19 protein-coding genes are annotated in these 26,918 nt (G+C 48.8%); 3 read left to right on the plus strand and 16 right to left on the minus strand.

The genetic code is table 11. The features are described 5' to 3' along the window. Positions 1–37: 37 nt before the first annotated feature. The 7 genes from BQ7480_RS11075 to BQ7480_RS11105 form a co-directional block, all read right to left on the minus strand. Complete coding sequence (locus BQ7480_RS11075; protein WP_083581804.1) at positions 38–2,446, minus strand: ABC transporter permease; 2,409 nt, start codon at positions 2,444–2,446, stop codon at positions 38–40. A 15-nt stretch (positions 2,447–2,461) separates the two neighbouring features. Beyond that, positions 2,462–4,810 (minus strand): ABC transporter permease, encoded by a 2,349-nt coding sequence (locus tag BQ7480_RS11080; RefSeq protein WP_072542904.1) that lies wholly within the window; start codon positions 4,808–4,810, stop codon positions 2,462–2,464. A 20-nt stretch (positions 4,811–4,830) separates the two neighbouring features. Beyond that, positions 4,831–7,215 carry an ABC transporter permease gene (locus tag BQ7480_RS11085; RefSeq protein ID WP_072542905.1) on the minus strand — a complete coding sequence of 795 codons (2,385 nt, stop codon included), beginning with the start codon at positions 7,213–7,215 and terminating at the stop codon, positions 4,831–4,833. A gap of 38 nt (positions 7,216–7,253) precedes the next feature. Further along, positions 7,254–9,632: an ABC transporter permease gene (locus tag BQ7480_RS11090; RefSeq protein WP_072542906.1), complete on the minus strand. Its 2,379-nt coding sequence runs from the start codon at positions 9,630–9,632 to the stop codon at positions 7,254–7,256. Positions 9,633–9,687: 55 nt separating this feature from the next. Continuing rightward, positions 9,688–10,641 carry a tetratricopeptide repeat protein gene (locus BQ7480_RS11095; protein ID WP_072542907.1) on the minus strand — a complete coding sequence of 318 codons (954 nt, stop codon included), beginning with the start codon at positions 10,639–10,641 and terminating at the stop codon, positions 9,688–9,690. 208 nt (positions 10,642–10,849) lie between these two features. After that, entirely contained in the window at positions 10,850–12,100 is a 1,251-nt protein-coding gene (locus BQ7480_RS11100) for an efflux RND transporter periplasmic adaptor subunit (protein ID WP_072542908.1), read from the minus strand. Between the two features lie 12 nt (positions 12,101–12,112). Continuing rightward, a complete protein-coding gene (locus BQ7480_RS11105; RefSeq protein WP_235816734.1) occupies positions 12,113–13,546 on the minus strand; it encodes a TolC family protein in 1,434 nt (477 codons plus the stop codon). A 214-nt stretch (positions 13,547–13,760) separates the two neighbouring features. On the opposite strand from BQ7480_RS11105, the gene BQ7480_RS11110 reads away from it, so the two are divergent. Together BQ7480_RS11110 and BQ7480_RS11115 are read left to right on the plus strand one after the other, a co-directional pair. After that, positions 13,761–15,128 (plus strand): sigma-54-dependent transcriptional regulator, encoded by a 1,368-nt coding sequence (locus BQ7480_RS11110; RefSeq protein ID WP_072542909.1) that lies wholly within the window; start codon positions 13,761–13,763, stop codon positions 15,126–15,128. After that, positions 15,125–16,399 carry a sensor histidine kinase gene (locus BQ7480_RS11115; protein WP_072542910.1) on the plus strand — a complete coding sequence of 425 codons (1,275 nt, stop codon included), beginning with the start codon at positions 15,125–15,127 and terminating at the stop codon, positions 16,397–16,399. The genes BQ7480_RS11110 and BQ7480_RS11115 overlap by 4 nt, the downstream gene beginning before the upstream one ends. 17 nt (positions 16,400–16,416) lie before the next feature. Here the strand turns inward: BQ7480_RS11115 and BQ7480_RS11120 are convergent, their stop codons facing one another. The 9 genes from BQ7480_RS11120 to ruvX form a co-directional block, all read right to left on the minus strand. After that, a complete protein-coding gene (locus tag BQ7480_RS11120) occupies positions 16,417–17,568 on the minus strand; it encodes a lactonase family protein (RefSeq protein ID WP_072542911.1) in 1,152 nt (383 codons plus the stop codon). Positions 17,569–17,581: 13 nt separating this feature from the next. Continuing rightward, positions 17,582–18,343 carry an EFR1 family ferrodoxin gene (locus tag BQ7480_RS11125; protein WP_072542912.1) on the minus strand — a complete coding sequence of 254 codons (762 nt, stop codon included), beginning with the start codon at positions 18,341–18,343 and terminating at the stop codon, positions 17,582–17,584. Positions 18,344–18,721: 378 nt separating this feature from the next. Continuing rightward, positions 18,722–19,072, minus strand: coding sequence for a 50S ribosomal protein L20 (gene rplT / locus BQ7480_RS11130; RefSeq protein WP_072542913.1), 351 nt, complete (start codon positions 19,070–19,072; stop codon positions 18,722–18,724). A gap of 105 nt (positions 19,073–19,177) precedes the next feature. Then, a complete protein-coding gene (gene rpmI / locus BQ7480_RS11135; protein ID WP_072542914.1) occupies positions 19,178–19,375 on the minus strand; it encodes a 50S ribosomal protein L35 in 198 nt (65 codons plus the stop codon). 69 nt (positions 19,376–19,444) lie between these two features. Further along, complete coding sequence (gene infC / locus BQ7480_RS11140) at positions 19,445–20,026, minus strand: translation initiation factor IF-3 (RefSeq protein ID WP_072542915.1); 582 nt, start codon at positions 20,024–20,026, stop codon at positions 19,445–19,447. Between the two features lie 103 nt (positions 20,027–20,129). Beyond that, positions 20,130–22,070: a threonine--tRNA ligase gene (gene thrS / locus BQ7480_RS11145; RefSeq protein WP_022354171.1), complete on the minus strand. Its 1,941-nt coding sequence runs from the start codon at positions 22,068–22,070 to the stop codon at positions 20,130–20,132. A gap of 74 nt (positions 22,071–22,144) precedes the next feature. Beyond that, complete coding sequence (locus BQ7480_RS11150; RefSeq protein WP_072542916.1) at positions 22,145–24,151, minus strand: tetratricopeptide repeat protein; 2,007 nt, start codon at positions 24,149–24,151, stop codon at positions 22,145–22,147. Beyond that, positions 24,148–24,702 (minus strand): peptide deformylase, encoded by a 555-nt coding sequence (def, locus tag BQ7480_RS11155; protein WP_072542917.1) that lies wholly within the window; start codon positions 24,700–24,702, stop codon positions 24,148–24,150. The genes BQ7480_RS11150 and def overlap by 4 nt, the downstream gene beginning before the upstream one ends. Positions 24,703–24,727: 25 nt before the next feature. Next, on the minus strand, positions 24,728–25,144 hold the full coding sequence (gene ruvX / locus BQ7480_RS11160; protein ID WP_072542918.1) for a Holliday junction resolvase RuvX: 417 nt from the start codon (positions 25,142–25,144) through the stop codon (positions 24,728–24,730). 184 nt (positions 25,145–25,328) lie between these two features. Here ruvX and guaA point away from each other — a divergent pair, with 184 nt between their 5' ends. Then, complete coding sequence (gene guaA, locus BQ7480_RS11165) at positions 25,329–26,882, plus strand: glutamine-hydrolyzing GMP synthase (protein ID WP_072542919.1); 1,554 nt, start codon at positions 25,329–25,331, stop codon at positions 26,880–26,882. Positions 26,883–26,918: the final 36 nt, after the last annotated feature.

Below are 26,918 nucleotides of genomic sequence, written 5' to 3' on the forward strand. Positions count from 1 at the left end.
TTTATATCTCTTAAAGCTACATAACCATGTTATCTCATCACTCCCGCTTGATTTCTTCTGCCGGATTCACCCGGGACACCTGCCAAATACGGAAAGCTACCGTGAGGGCGACGAACAAGGAGACACTCAGGAAGAGGCAAAAATAGAAAGCCACCCCATGCCGGAAGAACACCGTGTACAAGGTACTAAACTGCCTCAACAAGAATTCAACCAACACAAATCCCCACACAGCCGTCACCGTCAGTAAAGTCACATAAAGCCGGGCAAACAGCCAGATTATCTGACGCATTCCAGCACCGTTAATCTTTCGGATAGCCATCTCCTTCCGCCGATATTCCGTGTCGATGGTCACGGCTGAATACACGCCCAACAACGAAATCACCAGCACCACTACCGAAAAGAACAATACAATTCCGCGGAGCTTGAACTCAAGCGCCTGTGACTCACGGATGTCGTCCATGAACGTGCTGACCTTCACTTCCACACTTTCCGGCAACGTTTTTTTCAGTATCTTCCGGACCTCTTGAGATACGGTTTCCGTCTGCCCCTCCTTACATTTCACATAACAATGCCCACAGTAATCGTCGAACCCGCTCAGAAGGAATATAAATCCTTCACTATCATAATACACACTGGACACAAATGTCTGGCACACTCCTTTAACCGTGTAGGCATCTCCGTCATAATTATAAAGCGGTTTCCCCATGATGTCCTTTCCGAGACGACGAGACAAAGCCTCGTCTATCACCAAATCAGACGATTCACGCAGCGTATGTCCCGACCGCATCGGAATGTGCATGAAACGAAAGAAACCGGGAGTTACACGCATCACATTTACATCCACATAACTGTCTTTATTGTCTTTCTCCGTATACATACCCGAACCGGAAACGCCTCCCAAATAATTGATGTCGGCCGGAAGTACCTCTTCGACTCCCGACAAGTTTTTAAACTGATGTATCAGATCCAGCTTCTGCACAGTGTTCATAAAGGAAAAATCCATCGGAACGCTCAAAATCTGCTCTTTCTCCTCCAAGCTCAATGTCCCGAACAAGGTACGTCCCGTTTTATCCGACTGTAGATAAAGCGCCGCTGCCAGTGAGATAAAAACCCAACAGATGAACAACTGCACTCCCAACAACAGATTCCGCAGCCGTCTCTTTCCTCCCCGGTGTACACCGCCCGATACCCCCGCATGCACCTGCGTGCGACGTACCTTCCACACAACTATTCCACACACCCAAGCACATACTCCCAACAGGCCAGCCAGATACTCAAAGCTCTGTACCATCAGCAGAGAAGTATCAAACTGCAAAGACAAACCGGCCATTTCCAGTCTCAACCAGGGAGCCATCACCTCGATGCAGACACCGGTCAACAAGCCGGCCAGCAAAACCAACAAGGCAGACTGTATGAACAGTTGGACGAAAAGACTGCCTCCGGATGCTCCCGTCATTCGCCGGATACTGAATTCACGCATACGAGTAAGAAAAGACCCCACGAGCAGATGAAAGAAATTGAGCAAGGCCACCAGTAAAATCAATACCCCGGCTACCATTGTAGTCCATACCATCGTACGAAGCAGTCCCCCATTCCAGTCCCTATCTCCCATCGGATGAGCTTCCACCGCAAAGCTTGTATCATGCATCCGATGCGTCTGCTTGCTGCGATAAAACCACTCATTGAGTTGCTCCGGAGTAAAACCTTTACGCAGCAACGCATACGTAAAAGAACCGATAATAGCATAACGGGCATCATTCTGAATGATTCCTTCCGAATCGTTGAGAGAAAACATATCCAGATGCTTCATAAAAGCAATACTGTTGTTCTCTGGAATATCCTCAATCACTGCCTGAATGGTATAAACCGTTCCACCGGTACGTGGAGTAGAATCCGGCGAAGTGTACAACCGGCGCATCAGTACCAGCTGTTTTCCTACCGCCTGACGAATATCCCCATATACCCGGCGTGCCATGCTCTCACTCACAACCAATGAATTTGGCATCATCTTAGCTACCTCAGCCGAACCACACAAAATTTGAGGAGTCAGTACTTGAAAGAAGGAAGAATCCGTCTCTGCCACGGCGAAGGAATAAGGTAACTGCTTCCCGTCGGGCATCTCCACGTTGAAAGGACGTTCTATCGGTGAATAATCCACCACACACAACGCCTCAATCCCATCCGGCTTTTGAAGACGCAGTTCCTCGGCCAACGTCGCAGGAGTATAATTCAACACCTTCTCTTCTTTCATGTCACGAATATTGAGTTCGGCAATCCGTTCATAGTTTGCAAAACAATGATTCGTACTGAAAGCATAACGGACCACGTAGAGACAGATACTGAAACACAGCAAGGCCACCCCTACTCCGACCAACGCAATCAGATGCTGTGTCTTGTATTTCCACAAATTACGGAAAGCTACTTTCAAATAATGTGCAATCATCATAAATTCATTCTTTTATTATTCACTTTTCATTACTTCACTCGGATTGATGCGGGAAGCCTTGTGCACCTGCCAAAGCAACGTAGCCACGGAAATCACCGCTACTATCAGGAAGGCTGTCAGGAACAAGCCGACCGTCACCGGAGCCTTCACCACCAAATCGGCGGTATAGTAGTGGATGGCCAGCCAAGCCAACGGAACTGCCACTACGGCTGCCAGCAACAGCATCCCCACATAACGACGGAGCAACAGCACATACAGGTCTTTCAGCATGGCACCGTTCACCTTTCGGATGGCAATCTCGCGGTAACGCTGGCGGATGTCGAACAAAGAAATGCCGAATAACCCCAGACAGGAAATGACAATGGCGATAAAGGCAAAGGCCGAATAAATGGTAGCCACCTGCCGATCGGATTTATACAACTTCTGCACATCGTCCTTCAGTAACGAATACTGGAAATTCTCCGTGCCATACACTTCCTTTTCCAACTTCCGCAGATAATCTATCACCTGAGGAATCCGACCCGGCTGACACGCAATATGATACACATCTCCCTGCATAGTAGGAAAAACCATGAAAAGCATGGGGCGTATCCCCTTGGATATATGTCCGCTATAATAATCCTCTATCACCCCCACAATCGGTCGGGCCGGAAAGTCAGGCGCCGCCTCTTTCATACGAAGGTCCAACACGGTAGCTCCCTCCAAAGAGGTGTATCCCAATGCCCGCATAGCAGCCCGATTCACCACATATCCATCCTCCTCGACAGGCAATCTTCCTTCCACAAGCTTCAGGTTGAACAAGGTAAAGAATCCAGGAGTGGCAAAATTCTGATTCAATGAAACGGTTTCCCCCTTCGCATTCTGAAACTCTGACGTATAGTCGAAATCCAGAATGGAATACACATCAGCCGTCCAACATGAGATATCCGGACATTTGCTCAATGCTTCATCAATCTGCGCAATCCGCTGCTTCCGGGCCTGTATCGATTCATCGGTATAAGAAGCATAATCCGTTGATTCATATATAAGGTTGGCCTGAATCACATTTTCTGTCCGAAAGCCCGGTGGAGTATTCAACAGCAAGTTGAGATGACGATGAAAAAACAAAGCAAGGACAACCAGTACAATGGTCACCGTATATTGCACGAACAAGAATCCCTGACGCAAGCGTATGGATTTCCGGTCATTCCCCGAACAAACCAGCGACATGCCCAACGGGGATTTCCAGCACCGAAATACCGTACACAATGATATCAGCAGCGGCAACCACACCACTAAAGCCAATGAGACCCATACGTCAAACGCCCCGACAGTAAATACCGTATCAAAGACACGATTGACAAAAGGCTGAGCAAGTTCCACCACCGTCCAAGCTAACAGCAACGACAATGCCGACAGCACCAGATTCTCCCAATACATCAATAGAAAAAGTGAACGGAAACCTGCTCCCCATACCCGATGAATCAGGTAAATCCGTAACCGCTTGCCCATCAGCACCGCATACAAATTGAGGTAATTAAGCAGACCGATAAAGAATATAAAGATACACATGGCCGACAAGACATACAACTGAGCGCGGTTGCCCGACACACACATCGTAGGAGAAGTGCGGTACAACAAACGGGACTCCCAATACACATCCTTCAACGACAGAAGGGAAAAAGTGTACATGCTGCCGTCACCCACCCGTGTAGGACGCAACGTCTTGCCTGCCTCATTCAATTTCTGAATATCCACTCCCGGTACAAAACGGACAAACTCCATGGGCATTCTCTCCCAAAGTGCTCCCGGCATTTCGGAAAGAATGGCATCCACCAACAAAAAACTTTTATTCTTCGGCGTGACAAAAATACCGGATATGGTCACTGATTTCCCGGTAGACAAGACAAAGGTTTCTCCAATGGGATTCTGCTTGCCAAACAACTTATGTGCCAGGTGCTCACTCAGCAAAGCCATCCCAGGCTTTGAAAGGGAACTTTCTCCTTGCAAGAGCTGATAATGGAACAGTTTCAAGAAAGTCGTATCGGCCACTATCATATTTACCTGGAAACGATTATCCTTGTAACGTATCATGTCATGATCCAGCAGTGTGACCCGTGAACGTTGCATGACCAGTGAAGGGTCTACAGCCAGCGTATCGCCATTCAATGTGGAAGAGACCAATGCATCGTTCTCACCAATCTGACAACGAGACACATATACATTTTCCCGGTCCACACAATGGGTATCGACCGTCAGTTCCCGATGGATATATCGAAGTAAAATAATACAGCAGGCCAGACTGAAAGCCAGCCCCAACAGATTAATCAGTGTGTACGTCCGTGCTCGGAGCAGGAAACGTAATGCATAGCGTAGTGTGTTCATATAAATTTGTTTCTTTTTTATTATTCACTTTTCATTACTTCACTCGGATTGATGCGGGAAGCCTTGTGCACCTGCCAAAGCAACGTGAGGACTGACAATACCATCACTACCAGGAAGGGTATCAGGAACAAGCCGACAGTGACTGGAGCCTTTTCCACAAAAGTGGCCGTGTAATGCCGAATCACCAGCCAGGCCACAGGAGCCGCTACCACAAAAGCAAGCAACTGAACCAAAAGATACCTGCGTCCCAACAAAAGGTACAAATCGCGGCGTGTAGCCCCATTTACTTTCCGAATGGCGATTTCCCGATAACGGCGACGAATCTCAAACAAGGAAATGCCCAACAAGCCCAAGCAGGAAACCCAAATAGCCATGTACGAGAACAAGGTATAAATATCGGACGTCCGTTCATCGTCCTTATACATTTCTGCCACTTTATCGTCCATCCACTGATAAGTAAAATCATCCGTGTAATACACTTCCTGTTCTATCTTTTTCAAGTATGGCACAAGCTCTTTCTCTCTGCCGGGTACCGCTTTTATCAATGCAGCCCCCAATGAATTGGAGGAAATGACCAGCAGCATCGGAGGAACACCGTCGGTAAGCCGTTGCGGAAAGAAATCTTTTACCACCGCATTTACCGGCATCATGGACGTGCCGTATTCCACCACCTTTCCTTGCACCATGGCCATCCATAATGGCGAGACACTCCGCACAGCCGCTTTTTCCAAGGTGTCATACCCCAAAGTCTTCATAGCTGTCTCATTCAAAGCAATCTGATAATGCTCATACGAATCAATGTCACCTATCTGTCCCTCCTTCACTTTCAATCCGAACATCTTCATGAAATCCGTTGAAGTAAACATGACATACAAAGGAAACTTCTCTCCTTTGTCATTGATTATATCTGTAAAATAACCGCGCAGGAAGTCCCGGGAAGAAGTCATCCAGCTTTCTATGAAAGGACACTCATCCAGTTTCTGATCAATCGCCTCCCGGCAGGCCCATTGTCTTTGCTGTTGCTCGGATGTAAGGCTTTCGTATGCACTGTAGCTATTCTCCCGATACAAGTCAGCAAACAAAATCCCCTGTGTAGTATAACCATGAGGAGTATGCATCAGAAAATCAAAGTGGTGCTGGAAGTAGAAGGCAAGTATTATCAACAACAGGGTAATGGCATACTGTACAAACAGAAAAGCCTGACGATAGACGGACTTGCTTTTCCCGGCCTGATAGAAGCGCATGCAACTGACTGGATTCTTCAGTCCGTAGCGTACATAAAAAACGAAAGAGGCCAACAAAGGCAGCACAACCAGCAGACTCCCCGTCAGTACCCAGTCAAAAAAGGTACCCGGTACCGATTCTCCAAACAGGTGGGTGATATAACGGGAAGAAAGTTCTATGATTCCCCAAGCCAGCAAGATTGCCCCAGCCATCAGCAACAGATTCTCCAGGTACATCTCGACAAAGAGTCTTCCACGGGAAATGCCAAACACTTTCTTCAGGCCGTACATCCTTGTACGCTTCAGCATGGTGACGGAATACAAATTGACGAAACTCAAAATGCCGATCAAAAACAAGAAGATGTCCACACCCGACAAAATATACACATAATTCCGGTTGCCAAACTGAAAGATACGATTGTATTTATCGGCTATGGAAGATTCGAAATAAAAATCTTTCCAGCCTATGTATCTATACCGGCACAACGCACGCTCATCATAAGGATACTTCCGATACACATTCGTTTGCTTGTTCACTTCCTCCAGGTTCAGATGCGGATCCACCCTCATCAGTTCGGTATTCAGCTTGCCCCAGTCAGGCTTCAGTTGACGCGATACCAACAAATCAAAGTTCCATGTAGTCTTGCAGACCGGTTCTTTCAATACTCCTGTCACCGTCAGCGTCCACTTACCGTACATCAGTTTTTTCCCGATGGGCGATTCCTTTCCAAAAAGCCTGCGGGCATACTTCTCGGTCAGAATCGCCACATCCGGACGAGACAGAGCCATACTTCCTTCCACCACCTGATAAGAAAAGAAATGAAAGAATGTGGAATCTACTGCAAGCAAATCCGACTGGAAAGCCCGGTCACCAGAAAGAATGGAGGCGTTCTCCTCCTCCACTACCCGGCACTGTTCGCGTATCCATTTCCGGTCAAGCGCAAATACTCCGTCACTCTCCTGCACCGGATTCTCCCCAGGATATACCGTCCCATCAACGTCCCGAAGCGGCACCACAATGGTTGACAGGTCCTGTCCATGCGCATCGACCGTCAGTTCCCGATGGATGTATCGGAGCAAAATAATACAGCAGGCCAGACTGAAAGCCAGCCCCAACAGATTAATCAGGGTGTACGTCCGTGCACGAAGCAGGAAACGTAAGGCGTAGCGTAGTGTGTTCATATTGTTTTCTTTTCTTATTTCTATATCATTCTTTTATATCATTCACTCTTTATTACCTCTGCTGGATTCTCCTTCGCCGTTTTCCAAATGCGATGCCCGATACAAGCCGTCACACAAAGGGCAACACCGACAAAAATCAGCAGAAATGGAAGGAATCCGATTTCCACCTGACGGTTATAATGCTCTATCCAACGTCTCATCACCCACCAGGCAGCAGGGAAGGCAATCAGCGAAGAGATGACCAACAACAGAGCATATTCCCCGAAAAACATCCCAAGGATATTCCTCACCGTAGCTCCGTTTACCTTGCGGATAGCTATCTCCTTACGGCGCCGCTCGCAAGCTAATGTCACCAGCGAGTAGATACCAAATATCGAAATGAAGATACACACCAGCGAAGAGAACCCAAGCAATGACGACAAGGCATCTTCCGACTTCAGATAATCGTTGTAACGTTCTTCTTCACTATAGAGAAAGAGCTTACGGTCGGGCAGCTCGGCACGCTGCATCTCTTCAATGCGACGGCGACATTCGTCCCACGTACCCGGACGGTATTTAAAAAGGACAAAACAGCGGGCGTGCATCCACTCCACCCGGTCGGTGTTGACAAACATCGTGCAGGGAAGTTTCTCAGTAGGCGATTTATAAGCACAGTCTTTCACCACCCCGATAACGGTCATCGGCTCTGTCTTGCGATCAACAAAAAACAGCTGCTTGCCTACAGCTTCTTCAGGAGTCCAACCCATCCGGCGGGCCGTACTTTCCAGAATGTTCACCTGCCGATAATCCGACTTTTCCGACACCCATTCGCCTGCCAACAGCTGCATACCGTAAAAACGGAAGAAGTCTTCACCTGCCAACACTTCATCAAAAGACAAAGGGTCCTTCAAACGGCCTTCCATACCTGTTCCTCCATCTATCAAGGACGATGAATAAGCTCCCATACCCAACAACGGCCAGTAAACCGGACGTACCACCTCCGTCACCATCGGCAAGGACTTGATTTTCTCGGCCCATACGTTCATGTCCACATTCATCCAAATGCTGACGGCTGCCCGTCCGCGATAGTCCATACCTGTATCCACATTCCGCAAATGGTGCAGTTGCAGCTGCATGGCCACCGCACAGAAGATGAAAGCCATACAGACCGTCAGCTGGAGAATGACACTTCCTTTCCGCCAAGCGATACCCGAAAGCGCATTGCCCGTATGCATATTTCCATGCAATGACCGCTTCTGAAACAGCCATACCCACAGCACCACGATGGCCATCATGACGACCGATACCGACAGGATGTAGAACAAAATTAAACGGTAGATTGAAAAGTCAGCATCCTGAATCAGCGTATACCGGAGAAAGACCGGCATCAGCAACTCTACCAATACCATCCCCACGACCAAGGCCGCCAGAATTGTCAACAAAAAATCAGTACAAAGCAGGATAACCAACGAACGCAGTCCTGCCCCGCAAACCTGCCGCAACCCCATTTCTCTTCTGCGCGTACGGAAACGGTCGATATAAATCGTCAGGTAATTGATAAAGGCACAAACGATAATAAGTCCGCCCACCACAGCAAACCAGGTGATATAACGGAACTGCACCGTCTGGTTGTTTTTAAGGATGAAACCTTCCGTGGCACGAAGGCCCGTCAGCGGCTCCAGGTAGAAACGTGTCAGTCCCGTGTTCTCCTGAAACCTGCTTTTGGTCAGTTCTTCGGGGAAGTGGGCATTCATCTTCTCCAGCAATCGGGAGATATCCGTACCTGGCTTCACTTTGACAAGTGTCCGGTAAGTATAATCGTCCCAGCCTTTCCGTCCGCTTCCGTTGCCCAGGAAGGCGTACGGGAAATTGGTGTGCGCTCCCCAGTCGCTCACTACAGCGCCAATGGTATATTCCTTGTTCCAGTTGGCATTGGTCACGGTTTGGCCAATCACATCCGTAGTGCCAAACAGCTGTTTTGCGGTCTTCTCCGTAATGGCAATACGGCTATCTGTGGAACCGGCACGAAGAAAACTTTCATCCCCCTCCAAGGTACGGAAGTCCAGCATCCGCAAAGCGGTAGTATCGGGCAGAAGCATGGGCAACTCCAGCATCCGGTTATCCTTCAGCACAAAAAAAGTTTCTGTCTCAAACAAACAGTAATCTTCAATTTCCGAGTAATGTTCCTTCAAGTAACGTCCCAAGGCATAAGGCGTGAAGCTCGCGGAAGACCCCCCGAAACTATCGTCATTCACTCCGACCAGATACAGACGGTCTGCATCACGATGAAACGTATCGTACGTCATCTCATAATGTATCCAGAAGGCAGAAAGGGCAAAGCATGCCAAGCCCACGGCCAGTCCTAAAATACTGACCACACTCTGCATACGGTATTTCAGCAAGTTACGCCAGGCTATTTTCAGGTAATGTGCAATCATATCTTTTCACTCATTCATATCAACAATTATAAAATCGGGTATTTTTAATACCACATTATATCGCCTTCAATTTCCAATCAAAAATTGAATCGGTTTCAGAAACCTTCTCCTTATTCTCCACCTTCATGAGAAATTCCAACGCATGGTTATGTCCTTGGGCAGAAGCCTGTTGGAACAAATGTTTTGCCTTGGCATAATCCTTCTCAACACCTTTTCCGAAATAGTACATCAATCCCAGATTGAACTGCGCCGCGGGAGAATTCAATTCAGCCGCCCTTGAAAAAAGTTCAGCTCCTTTCGATAAATCTTTGGGGTATCCATGCCCTTCTATATGAAACACAGCCAGATTAAACAATGCGGAAACATTGTCTCTTGAAGCAGATTTTTCAAACCAGTATATGGCATCGCCCACGCTGGTTGAGGTTCCGTAACCGAAAGTATACATATAGCCCAGATTGTTCATTGCGTCCGTATTATTATACGCAGCAGCCCTTTTATACAGCTTGAACGCTTCCGAATAGCTCTTGGTGACTCCCCAGCCATGCCTGTAAAGGCTGCCCAATCCCACTTGCGCCTGGGAGTGTCCTTGCAAAGCAGCCAGACTGAGATATTTTCTGGCTTTAGAATAGTCGATGTCGGTTCCTATGCCATACGCATACATATAGCCCAGATTGTTCTGAGAATCCGCATTGCCGTTATCTGCCGATTTCAGGAATAATTTCATGGCCTTTTTGTAATTCCTTACCCCTGTCTTCCCCTGATAATATATGTCACCTAAAATAAACTGGCAACGCTTTGCACTGTCAATTCTTGCCAGTTTTGAGTACAGTGTCGCGGCGTCCTCATATTTTTTCTGTCTGTACAAACTGTCTGCCTGCATGTAAAGCGTCTGGACATCTCCCAAAAACCTGGTATATATAGTATTACGGTTTTTAAGCCCCAGTACAATCATTGCCAACAAAAGACAGATTCCCAAAGCAATAGTTATGTGTTTTATTTTCCCTTTCATACATCAATCATTATATTCTACTATAGGATACTCCGGAGAGTCACTGTTTACAATATTCACTATTATTTTCCCAACCTTCTGTAATTCTTCACTTTAATTGTTTTCAGTACTTCCCTGTCAGTACTTCAGTACTCCCTTGAAAGTACTCCAGTACTTCTTAGGCAGTACTCCGGTACTTTCGGGGAAGTACTGGAAGCATCTGGTTCCTTCATTTAAACACCAGCTCTTCCGCGTCGCCAAAGTTATCATATCCTGTGGTAATCACCCAATCGCCGGGCTGCAAACCTTCGGTGATTTCGTATTGCAGGGGGTTCTGGCGCCCGATGACCACCGGAACCTTTCTCGCCCGGGTCTTGTCGGCATTGAGTTTGTAAATCCACTGACCGCCGGTCTGCGAATAGAAATTACCGCGTGGAATCACCAAAGCTTGTTCCGGTTGTCCTAACTCAATCTGTACCCGAAAGCTTTTTCCCAGACGGACGTTCTCGGGCATTTCTCCCGTAAAGACCAAGTCCACATCAAAGGTGCGGTCTTTCACCTCCGGCACCACCTTACTCACTTTCAAAGCATAACGTTTTCCCTGGTAAGTCACAGACGCCGGCAAGCCTACCGTTACCCTATCCACGTAGTATTCGCTCAGGGAAGCATGCACCTTGAACTGCGACATGACCTTCACTTCCGCCAGATTCTCTCCGGCTGCCACCTGCTGCCCTAATGTGACCTTCACAAAACTAAGCTGCCCATCCGACGGCGCACGTACCACCAGCTCTTCCATCCGCTCCAAGGAACGCTCCAGCTTCTTCTGTTCCCGTTCCCGGTCGTTGCGCAACAGTTCCCTGCGGATGACCGTCATGGCCGAATCGCTCTGCAGGCTCTGCATCTTCAGCTGGGTGGAGGCCGTCTTGTAACGGAACTCATCTTCCGACACCTCCAGCTGCGCCTTGCTACGGATGCCCATGCGATATTCTTCCTGCTCCAGGGCAAAGCTTTTCCGTATCTTGTTCAGTTCGTAAGCAGCCTCCAGTGTCTGCTGTTTCAGGGTCAGACTTTTCTGTTCCATTTCAAGGGATTTCTCCTGATAAGAGATGCGCTGCTTTTCCCATTCATCCCGCTGGTCGTCTATCTCACGCAACAGGTTGGGATTGGTCAAGACCAAAATAGTGTCTCCCTGCCGCAGCAAACTGCCCTCCTCGGCCACGATACGCTCTACATTACCCGACTCGCGGGCATTGACCATCAAGGTCAGGATGGGATGCACCACTCCTTCCACGTCCACGTATTCACGGAAAGGGGCCTGCTTCACCTCGGCCAGTTGCACGGAGCCTGCATCAATGCGTAAGCGCTGCGGACCGGAGGCCAGTACAATCACATAAATCAGTCCGGCCAACAGAAGTACGCCGCCTGCCAGATAAAAACGATAGCGCACGTACCAGGGTTTCTTTTTCAATTGTATATCCATAATCGGTTTGTGTTATATTTCAGGTAAAGTTTCAGTCAGCGGACAATTCCGGTAAAAATCATATTGCGTCAGGCTGCGAAGTCCATAATACAGCATCCAATAGGTTTTCAGGGCCTCGATATAATTGCGCCGGGAGGTGTCTTTCTCGGTGGTGGCCGCATTCAAATCGAGCACCGACGATTTGCCCATCAGGTAAAGACGGAGGGCCACTTCATACCGCCGACGGGCTGTTTCATCGGTACGGGAAGCGACTTCCACCTGCCGCGCCTGAAGATTGAACTGCCGCACCATCTGCCGCACGTTCAGTTCAAAGTCGTTCATGCCCTGCTCCACCTGCGTCTTGACCAGTTCAATGTTCGATTTGGCCACACGTACCTTTCCTTTTCCTCTTCCCCAGTCCAATATCGGAATCACTACCGACAGGCTCACGTATTGCTGGTCGAGGGGATTACGATAGGAATCCCGAAGCCGGTCGGCCGTCTGCGAAAGCCCGAACTGAAGATACAAATCGGCCTTCAATCCCCGACTCGCACGGGCGGAAGCCAACTGGCTGCGGCTTTCCAACTGCCTCCGCCGGTAGGTCTCGATTTCCGGACTGTGCAGATGAGCCTGTTCCAGTGCCTTGTCCAAAGGCACCTCAAAAGCCGGCACACTGTCGTGCGGAATCACCTCTATCTCTTCTTCCTCCCGGATACCCAAGAAAGAACGGAAGGTAAGCATCGCGTCTTCCACACTGATACGGGCTTTCATCAGGTTGGTCTCCTCGGTCAATTTGTTCACCTCCAGCTGCAACATCTCGTTCTCCGTAATGTTGCCGATGCGATACCGCCCGCGGGCATAGCGATACAAGGTATCGGCAGAGGCATAATTGGCACGGGCAATCTCCATATCGGACTGGGCAGCGGCTAACGCGAAAAACAGTTCACAGGTTTTCGAAGCAATCAGCTCCAGCGTCTCGCTATATGTTTTCTTGGCTTCCTGAAAACGGACCGGTTCAATGCGGCGGTTCCACTTCAAGGAATTATAGCCAAAGAGCGACTGCTGGTAACCTATCGTGAAAGGCTGGGTGTTATAGGCCGTACTTTTCTCACCCAGTTCATCCATGCGCTGGGCTGCGGTCTGTATGAAAAAGCTACCTCCCGTAAACCAGACGTTCTGGCTGACGGAAAGCGTCAGGTCGGTAGCCAACTGGTTCTGGCGGAGAAACAGTTCCGTACCATCGGGCTGGGTTACCTTGTTAATCTGCCGGTTCAGATAAGGCGATGCCGACAAACTCACTTCAGGCAGATAGTCTGCCCGAAACGAACGGTAACTCCAGTACGCCGCCCGGTAGGTATGCCGGGCAGCTTCGGCCTCCGGAGAACTGGCCTGTGCCATCCGGATGGCCTCTTGCAGTGTCAGCTTCTCGCCCCACACGGTTTGTCCACAGAAAAGCAGACAAGCCATAAGTAATCCTATTTTGTGTTCCATCTTCATACGCATAGTTATCTGTTTTTTTAGTTCCAAAAACCGTGCCATACGGATAACACATTGGTTATACGAGAAATAGCAAAATTCAGCAACTCCAGTTTGCGTGCGCATCCGCACAAAAAGCGTGCGAAAGTGCACATACAGCACAAGCAAAAAAGCATTATCTTTGCGAAAGACACCTTGATATTGTATGGAAGAAAAAGGAAAAATACTCATCATTGACGACAACGAAGACGTGCTCTTCGCGTTAAACCTGCTCTTGGAGCCTTATATGGAACAAATACGGGTCACCACGCAACCTTCCCGGATTACTCATTTCATGACGACTTTCCACCCCGACGTGATTCTGCTCGACATGAATTTCCAGCGGGATGCCATCAGCGGGCAGGAAGGACTAGATTACCTGAAACAAATTCTTCACCTCGACCCGCAGGCGGTAGTGGTGTTCATGACGGCGTATGCGGATACCGATAAGGCGGTACAGGCCATCAAAGCCGGAGCTACCGACTTTATTTCCAAGCCGTGGGAGAAAGAGAAATTGCTGGCCACCTTGTCATCTGCGGTAAAGCTGAGCCGTTCCCGTCAGGAAGTCGGACGGTTGCAGAATGAAGTGCAGGCGTTGAAAGGAGACGACACGCTGCCGGAACTGATTGGCGACTCTCCGGCCATGCAAAAAGTGAAAGAAACCATCTACAAGCTCTCCGATACGGATGCCAACCTGCTGATACTGGGAGAAAACGGTACGGGAAAAGACTTGGCGGCGCGCATGCTGCGCTTCTTCTCACCCCGACGGGAGCAGGTGTTCATTCCCATCGACTTGGGAAGCATCCCGGAACAGCTGTTCGAAAGTGAATTGTTCGGATACGAAAAGGGTGCTTTCACGGATGCCCGGAAAGCGAAACCGGGCAGAATGGAAACGGCTTCGGGGGGTACATTATTTCTGGATGAAATCGGCAACCTGTCCCTGCCCATGCAGGCCAAGTTGCTGACGGCCATCGAAAAGCAGTGCATCACCCGCTTGGGGGCAGTAAGTCCGATACACATCGATGTCCGCTTGATTTGTGCCACCAACGCCAACCTGCACCAGCTGGTGGCGGAAGGGAAATTCCGACAAGACTTGCTCTACCGCATCAATACCGTGGAACTGCACATCCCTCCCCTCCGGGAACGCGGAGAGGACATCCTGTTACTGGCCATGCATTTCTTAAGTCAGTACAACCGGAAATACCGCAAGGAAATCAAAGGACTGACGCGTGAAGCGAAAAACAAACTCTTGAAATATGAATGGCCGGGCAATGTGCGCGAATTGCAGCACACCGTGGAACGGGCCGTCATCTTGAGTGAAAACGGACTTCTGAAACCGGATGACTTCCTGTTTCCGCAGGGAAATACGCCTCGTCCGCAAGCGCTGGCGGAAGAACTGAATCTGGAGAAACTGGAAAAGAATGCGATTGAACGGGCCTTGAAAATAAGTGCAGGAAACATGAGCAAGGCCGCCGAACTGTTGGGAATTACGCGTTTTGCATTGTATCGGAAACTGGAAAAATGGGGCTTATGAAAACGTATGGATACCACCTCATATTGCACATTGTGGGCTTAGTTCTCTGCATCACCGCAGGCGTACTGGCCATCCAGCATGCACTTTTGTTCTGCAGCATTATCTGTGGACTGCTGCTGGTGGGCATCTGCTATCACTTATACCGCATCCAGATGCGTCAGACCGAAACCATGGGTCGCCTCGTGGAATGTATGAAGCAGAATGACCTGGGGCAACGGGTCTGTGCGCCTTTTGCCGACCCACAGATGCAGAAACTGGCCGACGACCTTTCAATGGCGCTGAAGAATCTCCGCACCCGCATATTGGATGAGGAGGTGAAGCACCAATACTATGAAATGCTGTTGAACAAGGTGGATACAGCCGTCCTTGTAGCCGACCGGGACAACCGGATAGAATGGATGAACAAGGCGGCCCGCGAACTGTGGGGGCATTGTGCCTTTCTGCCGGAAGAAATCAGTACCGCCGTTCAGGAAAACCGGCAGGTAGCCCACCTGCAAAAGGGAAATGCCACTTTCGACCTCTCCCTATCTGTCACGCACATCCAGCTGCAAGGACGGACCTGCCGGTTGATCAGCCTGAAAAACATTCACGGGGCCTTGGAATACAAAGAAATGGAAGCCTGGCAGAAACTGATACGGGTGCTGACGCATGAAATCATGAATTCCATCACTCCGATTATTTCCTTGGCAGACACCTTGAACGAACGGAGTCAGGAACATCCCGACGATGCCCGTACACGCACCTATGTGCAGCAAGGATTACAAGTCATCTACCGCCGGGGAAAGGGATTGCTGGAGTTTGTGGAGAATTACCGGAAGCTGACCCGCATTTCTGCCCCCGTCAAGGTGGAAATTCCCCTGGAACAATTCTTTACCGACTTGCAACGCCTTTATCCGGAACCGGAATTTCATTTTGAATATCCGTCTTCTCGCCTTAAATGGCTGGCCGACCGCACACAGATGGAACAGGTGTTCATCAACCTGCTGAAGAACGCCCGCGAAGCTTGTGCCCATCGGACGCATCCAGATATCCGTGTCCGCGTGGAAGCTCATGCGCAGGAGCTGGTCTTCGAAATCTGTGACAACGGGGAAGGCATGCTGCCGGAGGTGACAGAGCGTATCTTTGTCCCTTTCTTCACCACCAAAAGCAACGGTTCGGGCATCGGACTCACCCTCTGCAAACAGATTGTCAGCCTGCATGGAGGACAAATCAGTGTACAAAGCACAGCGGGGAAAGGAAGCTGTTTCCGCCTCTCTTTCCCCGCCGTATAATCAAATTTTATAAAGATTTATTTCATGACCCATTGCAGGCAGACCGGCTTATCAGTGTGGATGGTCTTTCCTGTATCCTGCAAGAGACCGGTTTCTGCATCACGGGCAAATACCTGAATTTCGTTGGTATCCCGACAAGCTACCAGCAAGTACTTGCCATTGGGTGTAATCGTGAAGTTACGGGGATGAATACCCGTCAGCTGATAACCGACCTTCGTCAGGGTTCCGTCGGCAGGAGACACCTTGAAAATGGCCACTCCATCCGCCTTCAGACGGTTGGAAGCATACAAAAACTTCCCGTCGGGTGAAAGATGGATATCGGCACTTCCCTTCGCACCTACCGTATCTGCCTTGATGACCTGCTGCTGCGTCAAGGTCTTTCCATCGTATGAAAATGCCACGACCTCTCCTGAAAGCTCTGTCAACAGATAGGCATGTTTCCCTTGCTTGTCGAAACAAGCGTGACGTGGACCGGAACCCGGTGCCAGTTCAATGTCGAAAGCGGCAGCCTCATCCAACAAATCAGTTGCCTGTGTACCGGAAACCTGTTTCACCGGAAACGCGTGGATACGGTCGGTGCCTAAGTCATTCGCCAAAAGGAACTTGCCATCGGGCGTGAAATACACGCAATGCAAGTGAGGCTGGTCCTGACGTTCTTTGTCGGCTCCTTTTCCCTGAAAAGCAATGGCATGCCCTTCTCCCAGACTTCCATTCGCCAGACGGGGAAAGACGGTGATATTGGCTCCCATGTAATTGGCCGTCAGCACGAATTTCCCGTCCGGACTCACTGTGATGTAACACGGTGACGCTCCTCCGGTCGACTGACTGTTCACCAGCGACAGACTGGCGGTCAAAGTATCCAGAGCTAGGGCGTTGGCCGTAAAACCTTTCTCGGTTTCTCCTACGGCATACACGTGTGTACCGTCCTGATCTGGTATCAGGTAAGAAGGATTCTCGATTCCCGACAAGGCACTGGCCTGTACGGCATCGCCTGTCTCCTGATTGAAGCGATATACTTTCACCCCTTCCTGGTCGGCTTTTGCATAACTGCCCACCAGCATCAGCAACGTGTCTGCCTCATAGGTCACACTTGTTTTCTGCTCACTCTTTCCGGTGCAGGCTCCCATCAGGATACCGCCCACACACAACGACATTAAAATCTGTTTCATCTTAGATTTACGGTTATTTTAATAAAGAATTCAAATACTGTCCCTTCTTCTGCGTCAGCTTGCCATAACATACCGCATGTTTCGGACAATGGTGGTAACAAGCCTGACACATCGCACAACGGCTGCCCCATTGTGGCCGTCCTTCTACCATACGGATATTCTCCAACGGACAACTTTTGGCACAAAGCCCACAACCGATACATGCTTCCGATGCATAAAACTTTTTCGGACGGATCATGAAACGGTTGAACATCGGACGTACCACATACGTTTTCAGCCAAGGCACACTTCCTTCATGGCAATCAAATCCCTCTTCCCGTCGGATAATCCTCCGGCTGAGATCTTCCACTCTACTGGGAGCCTGCTTCAACTTACGAGCCGCCAGTTCCGGTTCATCCACATCAAATCCCGACATACAAACGTATGTGTTGGGCATCATCACCGAAAAGCCAGCCTTGCAACGCCATCCCTGTCGAGCCGCAGCCCGCGCAAACACCTGTGCCGTCTTTCCCGTATCATCGCCACAGGTACAGACAAAATACAGGTAGTCAGGCACTCCCTTCCATTCCAACTTAGCCAGTGCTTCCAATACCACCGAAGGAGGTCCCCACGAATAAACAGGGAACACAAAACCCAGCGTTCCATCTGAAGACTGCGGGAAGTCTGGTTTTCCGCTCAGTAAATCCGTCAATTTATATACAGTATCCTGTAAATACTGCCCCAACTGCCGGGCCACCCATTCCGAATTTCCCGTTCCAGAAAAATAAAAAATCATACGAATCCTATTACGTTCAACGTTCACATACAAATAAGGCGAAGAACCTTGACTCTGATACATCCAAGATTCCTCGCCCTAGAAAAAGGAGAAGCCGTACCCGAGGCGTGACGAAACTCCGAATGACAGGTTTTGAGTGCCCCCCTTCCTTTGTAATCCACCGGCATAAATGCTACCCGAAGGCGTGGCCCGCCATTGGAAGAAGACGCTTGTCTCGGTATTTCTTATAATTTGATGAGTTTCCCGATTCTGCAAGTACGGCTTCAATTTTGTATGACAAATATACGACAATAATTTGAATCTGCAAAGAGATTGCATAAAAAAAGGATGCCATTTATATGGCATCCTTTATACGTTGTCTCCGTTTCCGGAAGAGAATTAAGCAGCTTTAGCTTTAGCAACTACAGCCTTGAAAGCTTCCGGATGGTTCATGGCTAAGTCAGCCAACACCTTACGGTTGATTTCAATACCTGCTTTGTGCAATGCACCCATCAACTTAGAGTAAGACATACCTTCCAGACGAGCAGCTGCGTTGATACGCTGAATCCACAATGCGCGGAAGTTGCGTTTTTTGTTCTTACGGTCGCGGTATGCATAAGTCAGACCTTTTTCCCAAGTATTCTTAGCAACGGTCCAAACGTTCTTTCTTGCACCAAAATAACCTCTGGTTAAACCTAAAATTTTCTTTCTTTTTGCTCTAGAAGCAACGTGATTTACTGATCTTGGCATAGTTTTTTAATTCTTTTTGAATGATAGCGCCGATATTTTACAACCGGACTTGAGGCTAAGCATTCGGTTAATAATTTAAATGATACGTGTACGCTCTCGTGAAGATTAACGCATGCACAGAAGTTCCTTTACCTGATTCAAGTTAGCATTGTCTACTAAGCCCATGTGGCAAAGGTTTCTTTTCTGCTTTTTAGTCTTCTTAGTCAGAATGTGACTGTGAAAAGCGTGCTTTCTTTTGATTTTACCTGTTCCGGTAAGAGTGAATCTTTTTTTTGCACCGGAGTTAGTCTTGATCTTTGGCATCTTGTTAAATTTTTAATTATTATTATTCAACGTGGCAACGCACTATACCGGCGCGTTACGCACTTTTTTTCATTCTTTCGGTTCAACCGGTTTGGCAGCTTCAGGTTTGGCCGCTTTCTTCGGAGCTCCTGCTTTCTTTGGAGACAACGATATCGTCATTCTCTTTCCTTCGAGCAACGGCATCTGCTCTACCTTTGCATAGTCTTCCAAGTCGTTGGCAAAACGGAGCAACAATACTTCACCCTGTTCCTTGAACAAAATGGAACGTCCCTTGAAGAACACGTATGCCTTCACCTTGTCACCATCCTGCAAGAAGCCGATGGCATGTTTCAGCTTGAAATTATAATCATGTTCATCAGTCTGAGGTCCGAAACGGATTTCCTTCACGTTCACCTTCACCTGTTTTGCCTTCTGTTCCTTTGCGCGTTTTTTCAGCTGGTAAAGGAATTTAGAATAATCTATAATTCTACAAACTGGAGGAACAGCATTAGGTGAAATTTCGACCAAGTCGGCTCCATGTTCTTCCGCAAGTCTCAAAGCCTGCGCAATCGGATATACAGCCGATTCAATATCATCTCCCACAATACGTACTTCTTTGGCACGAATCTGTTCGTTGATTCGATGTTGCCCCTTTAACGTGTCATTTTTCATTAAAAATAGTGTCTTCCTTGTTTGTTTTTTGAATTATAAATTAATATTGAAAAATCCGTTTGCAGCCTTCCAAATTCATACGGGGCTGCAAACGGCTGCAAATTTACCATTTATTTATCATATTATGAACTTCTTCTGCAATATTTTTTGCAAAATCTTCGATTTTCATGGTTCCTTTGTCTCCTTCACCCTGCTTACGTACGGCTACTTCACCATTTTCGGCTTCTTTTTCACCGACAACCAGCATGTAAGGGATACGTTTCATTTCATTGTCACGAATCTTACGACCAATCTTTTCGTTACGGTCGTCCACGATGGCACGGATGTCGTATTTCTTCAAATCCTGACGAACCTTGTCGGCGTAGTCGTTGAATTTTTCAGAGATAGGCAGGATGGCCACCTGATCCGGAGTCAGCCACAACGGGAACTTACCGGCTGTATGTTCAATCAATACGGCAACAAAGCGTTCCATTGAACCGAACGGTGCACGGTGAATCATTACCGGACGATGTTTCTGGTTATCAGAACCCATGTATTCCAGCTGGAAGCGTTCCGGCAAGTTGTAGTCTACCTGGATGGTACCCAGCTGCCAGCGACGTCCGATGGCATCCTTTACCATGAAGTCCAGTTTCGGACCGTAGAATGCAGCTTCACCGTATTCTACTTTGGCTTTCAGTCCTTTTTCTTCGCAAGCTTCTACGATGGCACGTTCAGCCTTTTCCCAGTTCTCATCGCTACCGATATATTTTTCACGGTTCACCTTGTCACGCAAAGAAATCTGTGCTTCAAAGTTTTCCAGTCCCATGGAAGTGAATACGATAGAGATGATGTCCATCACGCGGAGGAATTCATCCTTCACCTGGTCCGGACGGCAAAAGATGTGCGCATCATCCTGCGTAAAGCTACGTACACGAGTCAATCCGTGCAACTCCCCACTCTGTTCGTAACGGCAAACCGTACCAAATTCTGCGATACGCAACGGCAGGTCACGATAAGAACGCGGAGAGTTCTTGTAAATCATACAGTGATGCGGGCAGTTCATCGGTTTCAGGAAGTACTCTTCCCCTTCTTCCGGAGTGTGGATAGGCTGGAAAGAATCCTTGCCATATTTCGCATAGTGTCCGGAAGTGACATACAACAGCTTGTTACCAATCGGCGGACACATCACTTCCTGATAGTCGTAACGTGACTGGATGCGACGCAAGAAATCCTGCAGGCGGATACGCAGTGCAGTACCTTTCGGCAACCACATCGGAAGTCCCTTACCTACCGTATCCGAGAACATGAACAAATCCATTTCCTTACCAATCTTACGGTGGTCACGTTTCTTGGCTTCTTCCAGCATCACCAGGTATTCATCCAACATTTTTTTCTTCGGGAAAGTAATACCGTAGATACGGGTCATCTGCTTGCGGTCTTCCTGGCCTCTCCAGTAGGCACCGGCTACCGACAACAGCTTGATAGCCTTGATAGGAGCCGTAGAAAGCAAGTGCGGGCCACGGCACAAGTCTGTAAACGCACCCTGCGTATAAGTAGTGATGTGACCGTCTTCCAGTTCGGAAATCAGTTCACACTTATAAGTTTCTCCTCTTTCACCAAACATCTTCAGCGCATCATCTTTCGAGATGTTCTGACGAACCAGTTCCTCTTTCTTGGCAGCCAGTTCAGCCATTTTCTTTTCAATGGCAGGCAGGTCGCCTTCCTTGATGACAGCTTCACCCGGATCTACATCATAATAGAATCCGTTTTCAATGGCCGGACCGATACCGAACTGAATACCCGGATACAATTCCTGCAGCGCTTCAGCCAGCAAGTGTGCACTTGTATGCCAGAAGGCGTGCTTGCCTTCCTCGTCATCCCATTTATAAAGAACGAAATTCGCATCTTCGTTGATAGGGCGATTCAAATCTACAGTTTCGCCGTTTACACCACATGCCAGCACATCCTGCGCCAGACGGGAACTGATGCTTTCTGCAATCTGCAGACCCGTAACTCCTTCGTTGTATTCACGAACAGAGCCATCAGGAAAAGTTATCTTAACCATAGTCTTTATGTGTTTATCTGTTATTGAGACGCAAAAATATAAACTTTTTAATTAAAGAAGAAAATTGCATTCATTTATTTCTCCTCCACCGCAGTAAATCGCTTGATAATGTTGTACGCAGAGAAGATTCCCAACTCGCCGGCCTTACTCAAATCCTGAATACCCTGACGGTTGTTACCCAGGAAGATATTCGTCAGTCCGCGGTTGAAATACGCATCCGCAAAACGAGGATCCAATTCAATGGCCTTATTGTAATCCACCAGTGCGGCCCGGTAATCTTTCATTACAGCCAGAATATTTCCTCTGTTATAATACGCATACACGAAGTCGGGAGCCAACTCAATCACACGGTCCAAGTCCTCACGCACCTTGTTATAGTCATACGAACGCACCTGCAAGTCCTTGTTGTTATCCACTGTTTCCACTTCATACTTCCGGTCACGCTTGCGGTATTCCAACTGCTTGTAGTAAATCAGCGCACGACTGAAATAGGCCGGGAAGAAAGTAGAGTCACAACGGATGGCATCATCCAAATCCTTCAACGCGTTATCAAAGTCCTGCACCAGATAGAAATCAAGCGCACGCGCATAGTAATGCAACGCATCATTCGGTTCCTTCACGATGGCAGCCGTCTGTTCATCGATGGATGCGAAATGCTGTTTCACCTGTTCTTCCGAGAGCGAAGCCTCGTTGTTCGTAATCAGCAGACGATGTGGAAGAACCCCACGGGCATTCATATCATCAATACCTTTATAATAGTTAATCTGCCGTTTCACTTCTTCAGGACGCTCGTAATAACTCAACGCAAACATCGGCTGCGGCAAGATGGTCACATTCTTGTCCTGTACCCTGCCCCGATAATCCGTCTTGTAACGGTCGTCCTCCGCATCGTTGTCGGCCACCACAATCTTACGGTAGTTCTCCACGTTCTTGTCCGATTTCTTACGCGTCTTGTCCGCCGAAGCCGTCTGCTTCTTTGTTCCGTTCTGCGATTCAATCTGTGCTTTCAGCACCTTGAACTCATCGGCATCCGCGCCTTTCAAGTCGCCCACTTTCCGTCTGGCCTGCGCACGATACTGATAACCGGCCAGGAAGTTCGGATACTCCTTCAGCACCGCCGAATAATCCTCGATGGCCCCCGGATAATCCCCCGTACGGTCACGCAACAGTCCTCGGTTAAACCGGGCCATCAGGTTGTCGGGTTCCATTTTGAGCACAAAGTCGAAGTCCTCAATGGCACGGTTGTCATCTCCCACCTGCGCACGCAACAGACCACGGTTGTAGTGACCGATGAAATTATTCCGGTCCACATCCAATGCCAAATCATAGTCCGACATGGCTCCGCGCAAATTGTTCTGGTGATAACGAGCCAACGCACGATTGATATACACACCCGCATTGCGCACCGAAAGACGGATGGCCTCCGTCAGGTCCGCTTCCGCATCCTTGTACTTTCCACGCTGCAGGAACAGCATACCTCTTGACGACCATGTGTCCGGATTGTAACGGTCCATTTCAATCGCCTTGTCGGCATCCGTCATGGCCTGCAACGTATCCTTCTGCTTCAATGACACCTCCGTACGCATCAGATACGCATCCGTATAACGAGGAGCGATACGAATCAGCGTATCCAAGTCGGCCCGTGCCTGCGCATACTCTTCCTCATGCATCCGGCAAAGTGCCAGGTTGTGCCACAGGCTGATATTCTCCGGATCCATTCCCAAAGCTTTCCGGTAATCCTGGATGGCCCCCCGATAATTCTGCTGCCGGATACGCGAGATACCCCGCACCTGATACGCATTGACCACGAACGGGTTGCGCTGCAACGCTTCCGAACAGTCGGCTTCCGCTCCCTGGTAATCGTCCAGGTTCATCTTGGCCAGCCCGCGATAAAAATACGGTTCTGCCAGATAAGGCTTCACCCCAATCACCTGATTAAAGTACTGGATAGAGAGGACATAATCCTCGAAATAAAGTGCATTTTTCCCGATGGTCATCACCCTGTCCGTATTAATCTGACACAGGGCAACCATCGGGAAAAACATACCTATATATAATATGTATAGGAATCTTCTGATCATCTGACTGTTTTCACTTTATAAGAGCAACGAGCCTTGCCATTCACCATGCCATTCAGTTTACCACGAATCATCTGCTTGCGCAAAGCAGACAGATGGTCGATGAACATGGTACCTTCCAGGTGGTCAAATTCATGCTGCATCACACGTGCCAGATAACCTTCCACCCACTCGTCGTGCGGCTGCATGTTTTCGTCGAGATAAGTGACATGAATCTTGTCCGGACGCTTCACACTTTCATGGATGCCCGGCAAACTCAGACAGCCTTCCTCCATAGATACCATCTCTCCCCCCGTTTCCAGAATGTGAGGATTGATATAGGCACGTTTGAAATCCTTGAACTCCGGCATGTCGTCCGACAACACGTCCAAGTCAATCACCACCACCCGGATGGGAAGCCCCACCTGCGGAGCAGCCAGTCCCACGCCGTCTGCTCGGTCCATCGTTTCAAACATATTTGTAATCAGCTCTTTCAAGCCTGGATAATCCGGCGTAATATCTTCGGCCTCCTGTCGCAACACAGGCTGGCCATACACATAAATCGGTAAAATCATATTCTGTTTTATTAAGTTTTTTGAGTTACATTCTTCTTGATTCCAAATACGACTGCAGAATGATGGTCGCACTGATTTCATCCACCAGCGCCTTGTTCTGGCGAGCCTTCTTCTTCAGGCCTCCGTCCAGCATGGCCTGATGCGCCAGCACGGAAGTAAACCGTTCGTCCACCAGTTCCACCGGAACTTCCGGCAGTTTCTTCTTCAGCTGGGCAAGGAAAGGCTTGATATACTTCATGTTTTCCGAATCCTCGTTGTTCAGCTGCTTGGGATGCCCCACAATGATACGCTCCACCTTTTCCTGGGCCACGTACTTCAGCAGGTAGTCCATCAGTTCGTGCGTCGGCACCGTAGTCAGCCCGTTCGCAATAATCTGCATCGGGTCGGTCACCGCAATCCCCGTGCGCTTTCTGCCATAATCTATTGCCAAAATTCTGCTCATACGCCGACAAAAGTACAAATTTATTCCTTACCTCTTCATATATAATACTTAAAAAAACATACCGCCCTTCCCAACCGTGCAAACTGAAACTCTCTGTTTCAAATAAAATCAGAGGCACACATCGGATTTAGGAAAAATATGCGTACCTTTGCACGCATAGAATACATATTTTACATCACACAATATGCAGGAAAAAATCATTATTCTTGACTTCGGTTCACAAACCACGCAGCTTATCGGCCGCCGTGTGCGCGAGCTGAACATGTATTGCGAAATTGTTCCTTACAACAAGTTTCCGCACGACGACCCGTCGGTTATCGGCGTAATCTTGTCGGGAAGCCCTTTCTCCGTGTACGACGAAAAGGCTTTTAAAGTAGACTTAACCCACATCCGCGGAAAGTATCCTATCCTGGGCATCTGCTACGGTGCACAGTTCATGGCCTACACCTACGGAGGAAAAGTGGAACCGGCCAACACCCGTGAATATGGACGTGCCCACCTGGCTACCTTCAACCACGAAAGCCCGCTGCTGAAAGGCATCCGCGAACATTCTCAGGTATGGATGAGCCACGGCGACACCATCACTGCCATTCCCGACGATTTCGAAATTATCGCTTCAACCGACAAAGTGGATATCGCTGCTTACCAGGCAAAGAATGAAAAACTCTGGGGCGTACAATTCCACCCGGAAGTGTTCCACACAGAAGACGGTACCCAACTGCTGAAGAACTTCGTGGTAGATATCTGCGGAGGAAAGCAGGACTGGAGCGCAGCCTCTTTCATCGAGACCACAGTGGCCAGCTTGAAAGAACAGCTCGGCAACGACAAGGTGGTGCTGGGACTGAGCGGCGGCGTAGACTCTTCAGTGGCAGCCGTATTGCTGAACAAGGCCATCGGCAAGAACCTGACCTGTATCTTCGTAGACCACGGGATGCTGCGCAAGAACGAATTCAAGAACGTGTTGCACGACTATGAATGTCTCGGACTGAACGTAATCGGCGTGGATGCCAGTGAGAAATTCTTCACTGAACTGGCTGGAGTGACCGAACCGGAACGCAAACGTAAAATCATCGGAAAAGGTTTCATAGACGTATTCGACGAAGAAGCCCACAAGATTCACGACGTGAAATGGCTGGCACAGGGTACCATCTACCCCGACTGCATTGAGTCATTGTCTATCACCGGAACCGTCATCAAGAGTCATCACAACGTAGGCGGTCTGCCCGAAAAGATGAACCTGAAACTTTGCGAACCTCTGCGTCTCCTGTTCAAGGACGAAGTGCGCCGCGTAGGTCGCGAACTGGGTATGCCGGAACATCTGATTACCCGTCATCCGTTCCCGGGTCCGGGTCTGGCCGTACGTATCCTGGGCGACATCACCCGTGAGAAAGTACGTATCCTGCAGGATGCCGACGATATCTTCATCCAGGGCTTGCGCGACTGGAAGGTGAAAGATGAAAACGGAAACGAAACTGCCCTGTACCATCAGGTATGGCAGGCCGGAGTTATCCTGTTGCCGGTACAAAGTGTCGGAGTAATGGGTGATGAACGTACTTACGAACGTGCAGTAGCCTTACGTGCGGTAACCAGTACCGATGCCATGACAGCCGACTGGGCTCACCTGCCATACGAATTCCTGGCAAAGGTTTCCAACGATATCATCAACAAAGTAAAAGGCGTGAACCGCGTTTGCTACGATATCTCTTCCAAACCGCCAGCCACCATCGAATGGGAATAATCCAATTAACTCTTTTATAAAAAAACAGCCTCAGCT

Source organism: Bacteroides mediterraneensis, from assembly GCF_900128455.1.
In the GTDB taxonomy this organism is placed as follows: domain Bacteria; phylum Bacteroidota; class Bacteroidia; order Bacteroidales; family Bacteroidaceae; genus Phocaeicola; species Phocaeicola mediterraneensis.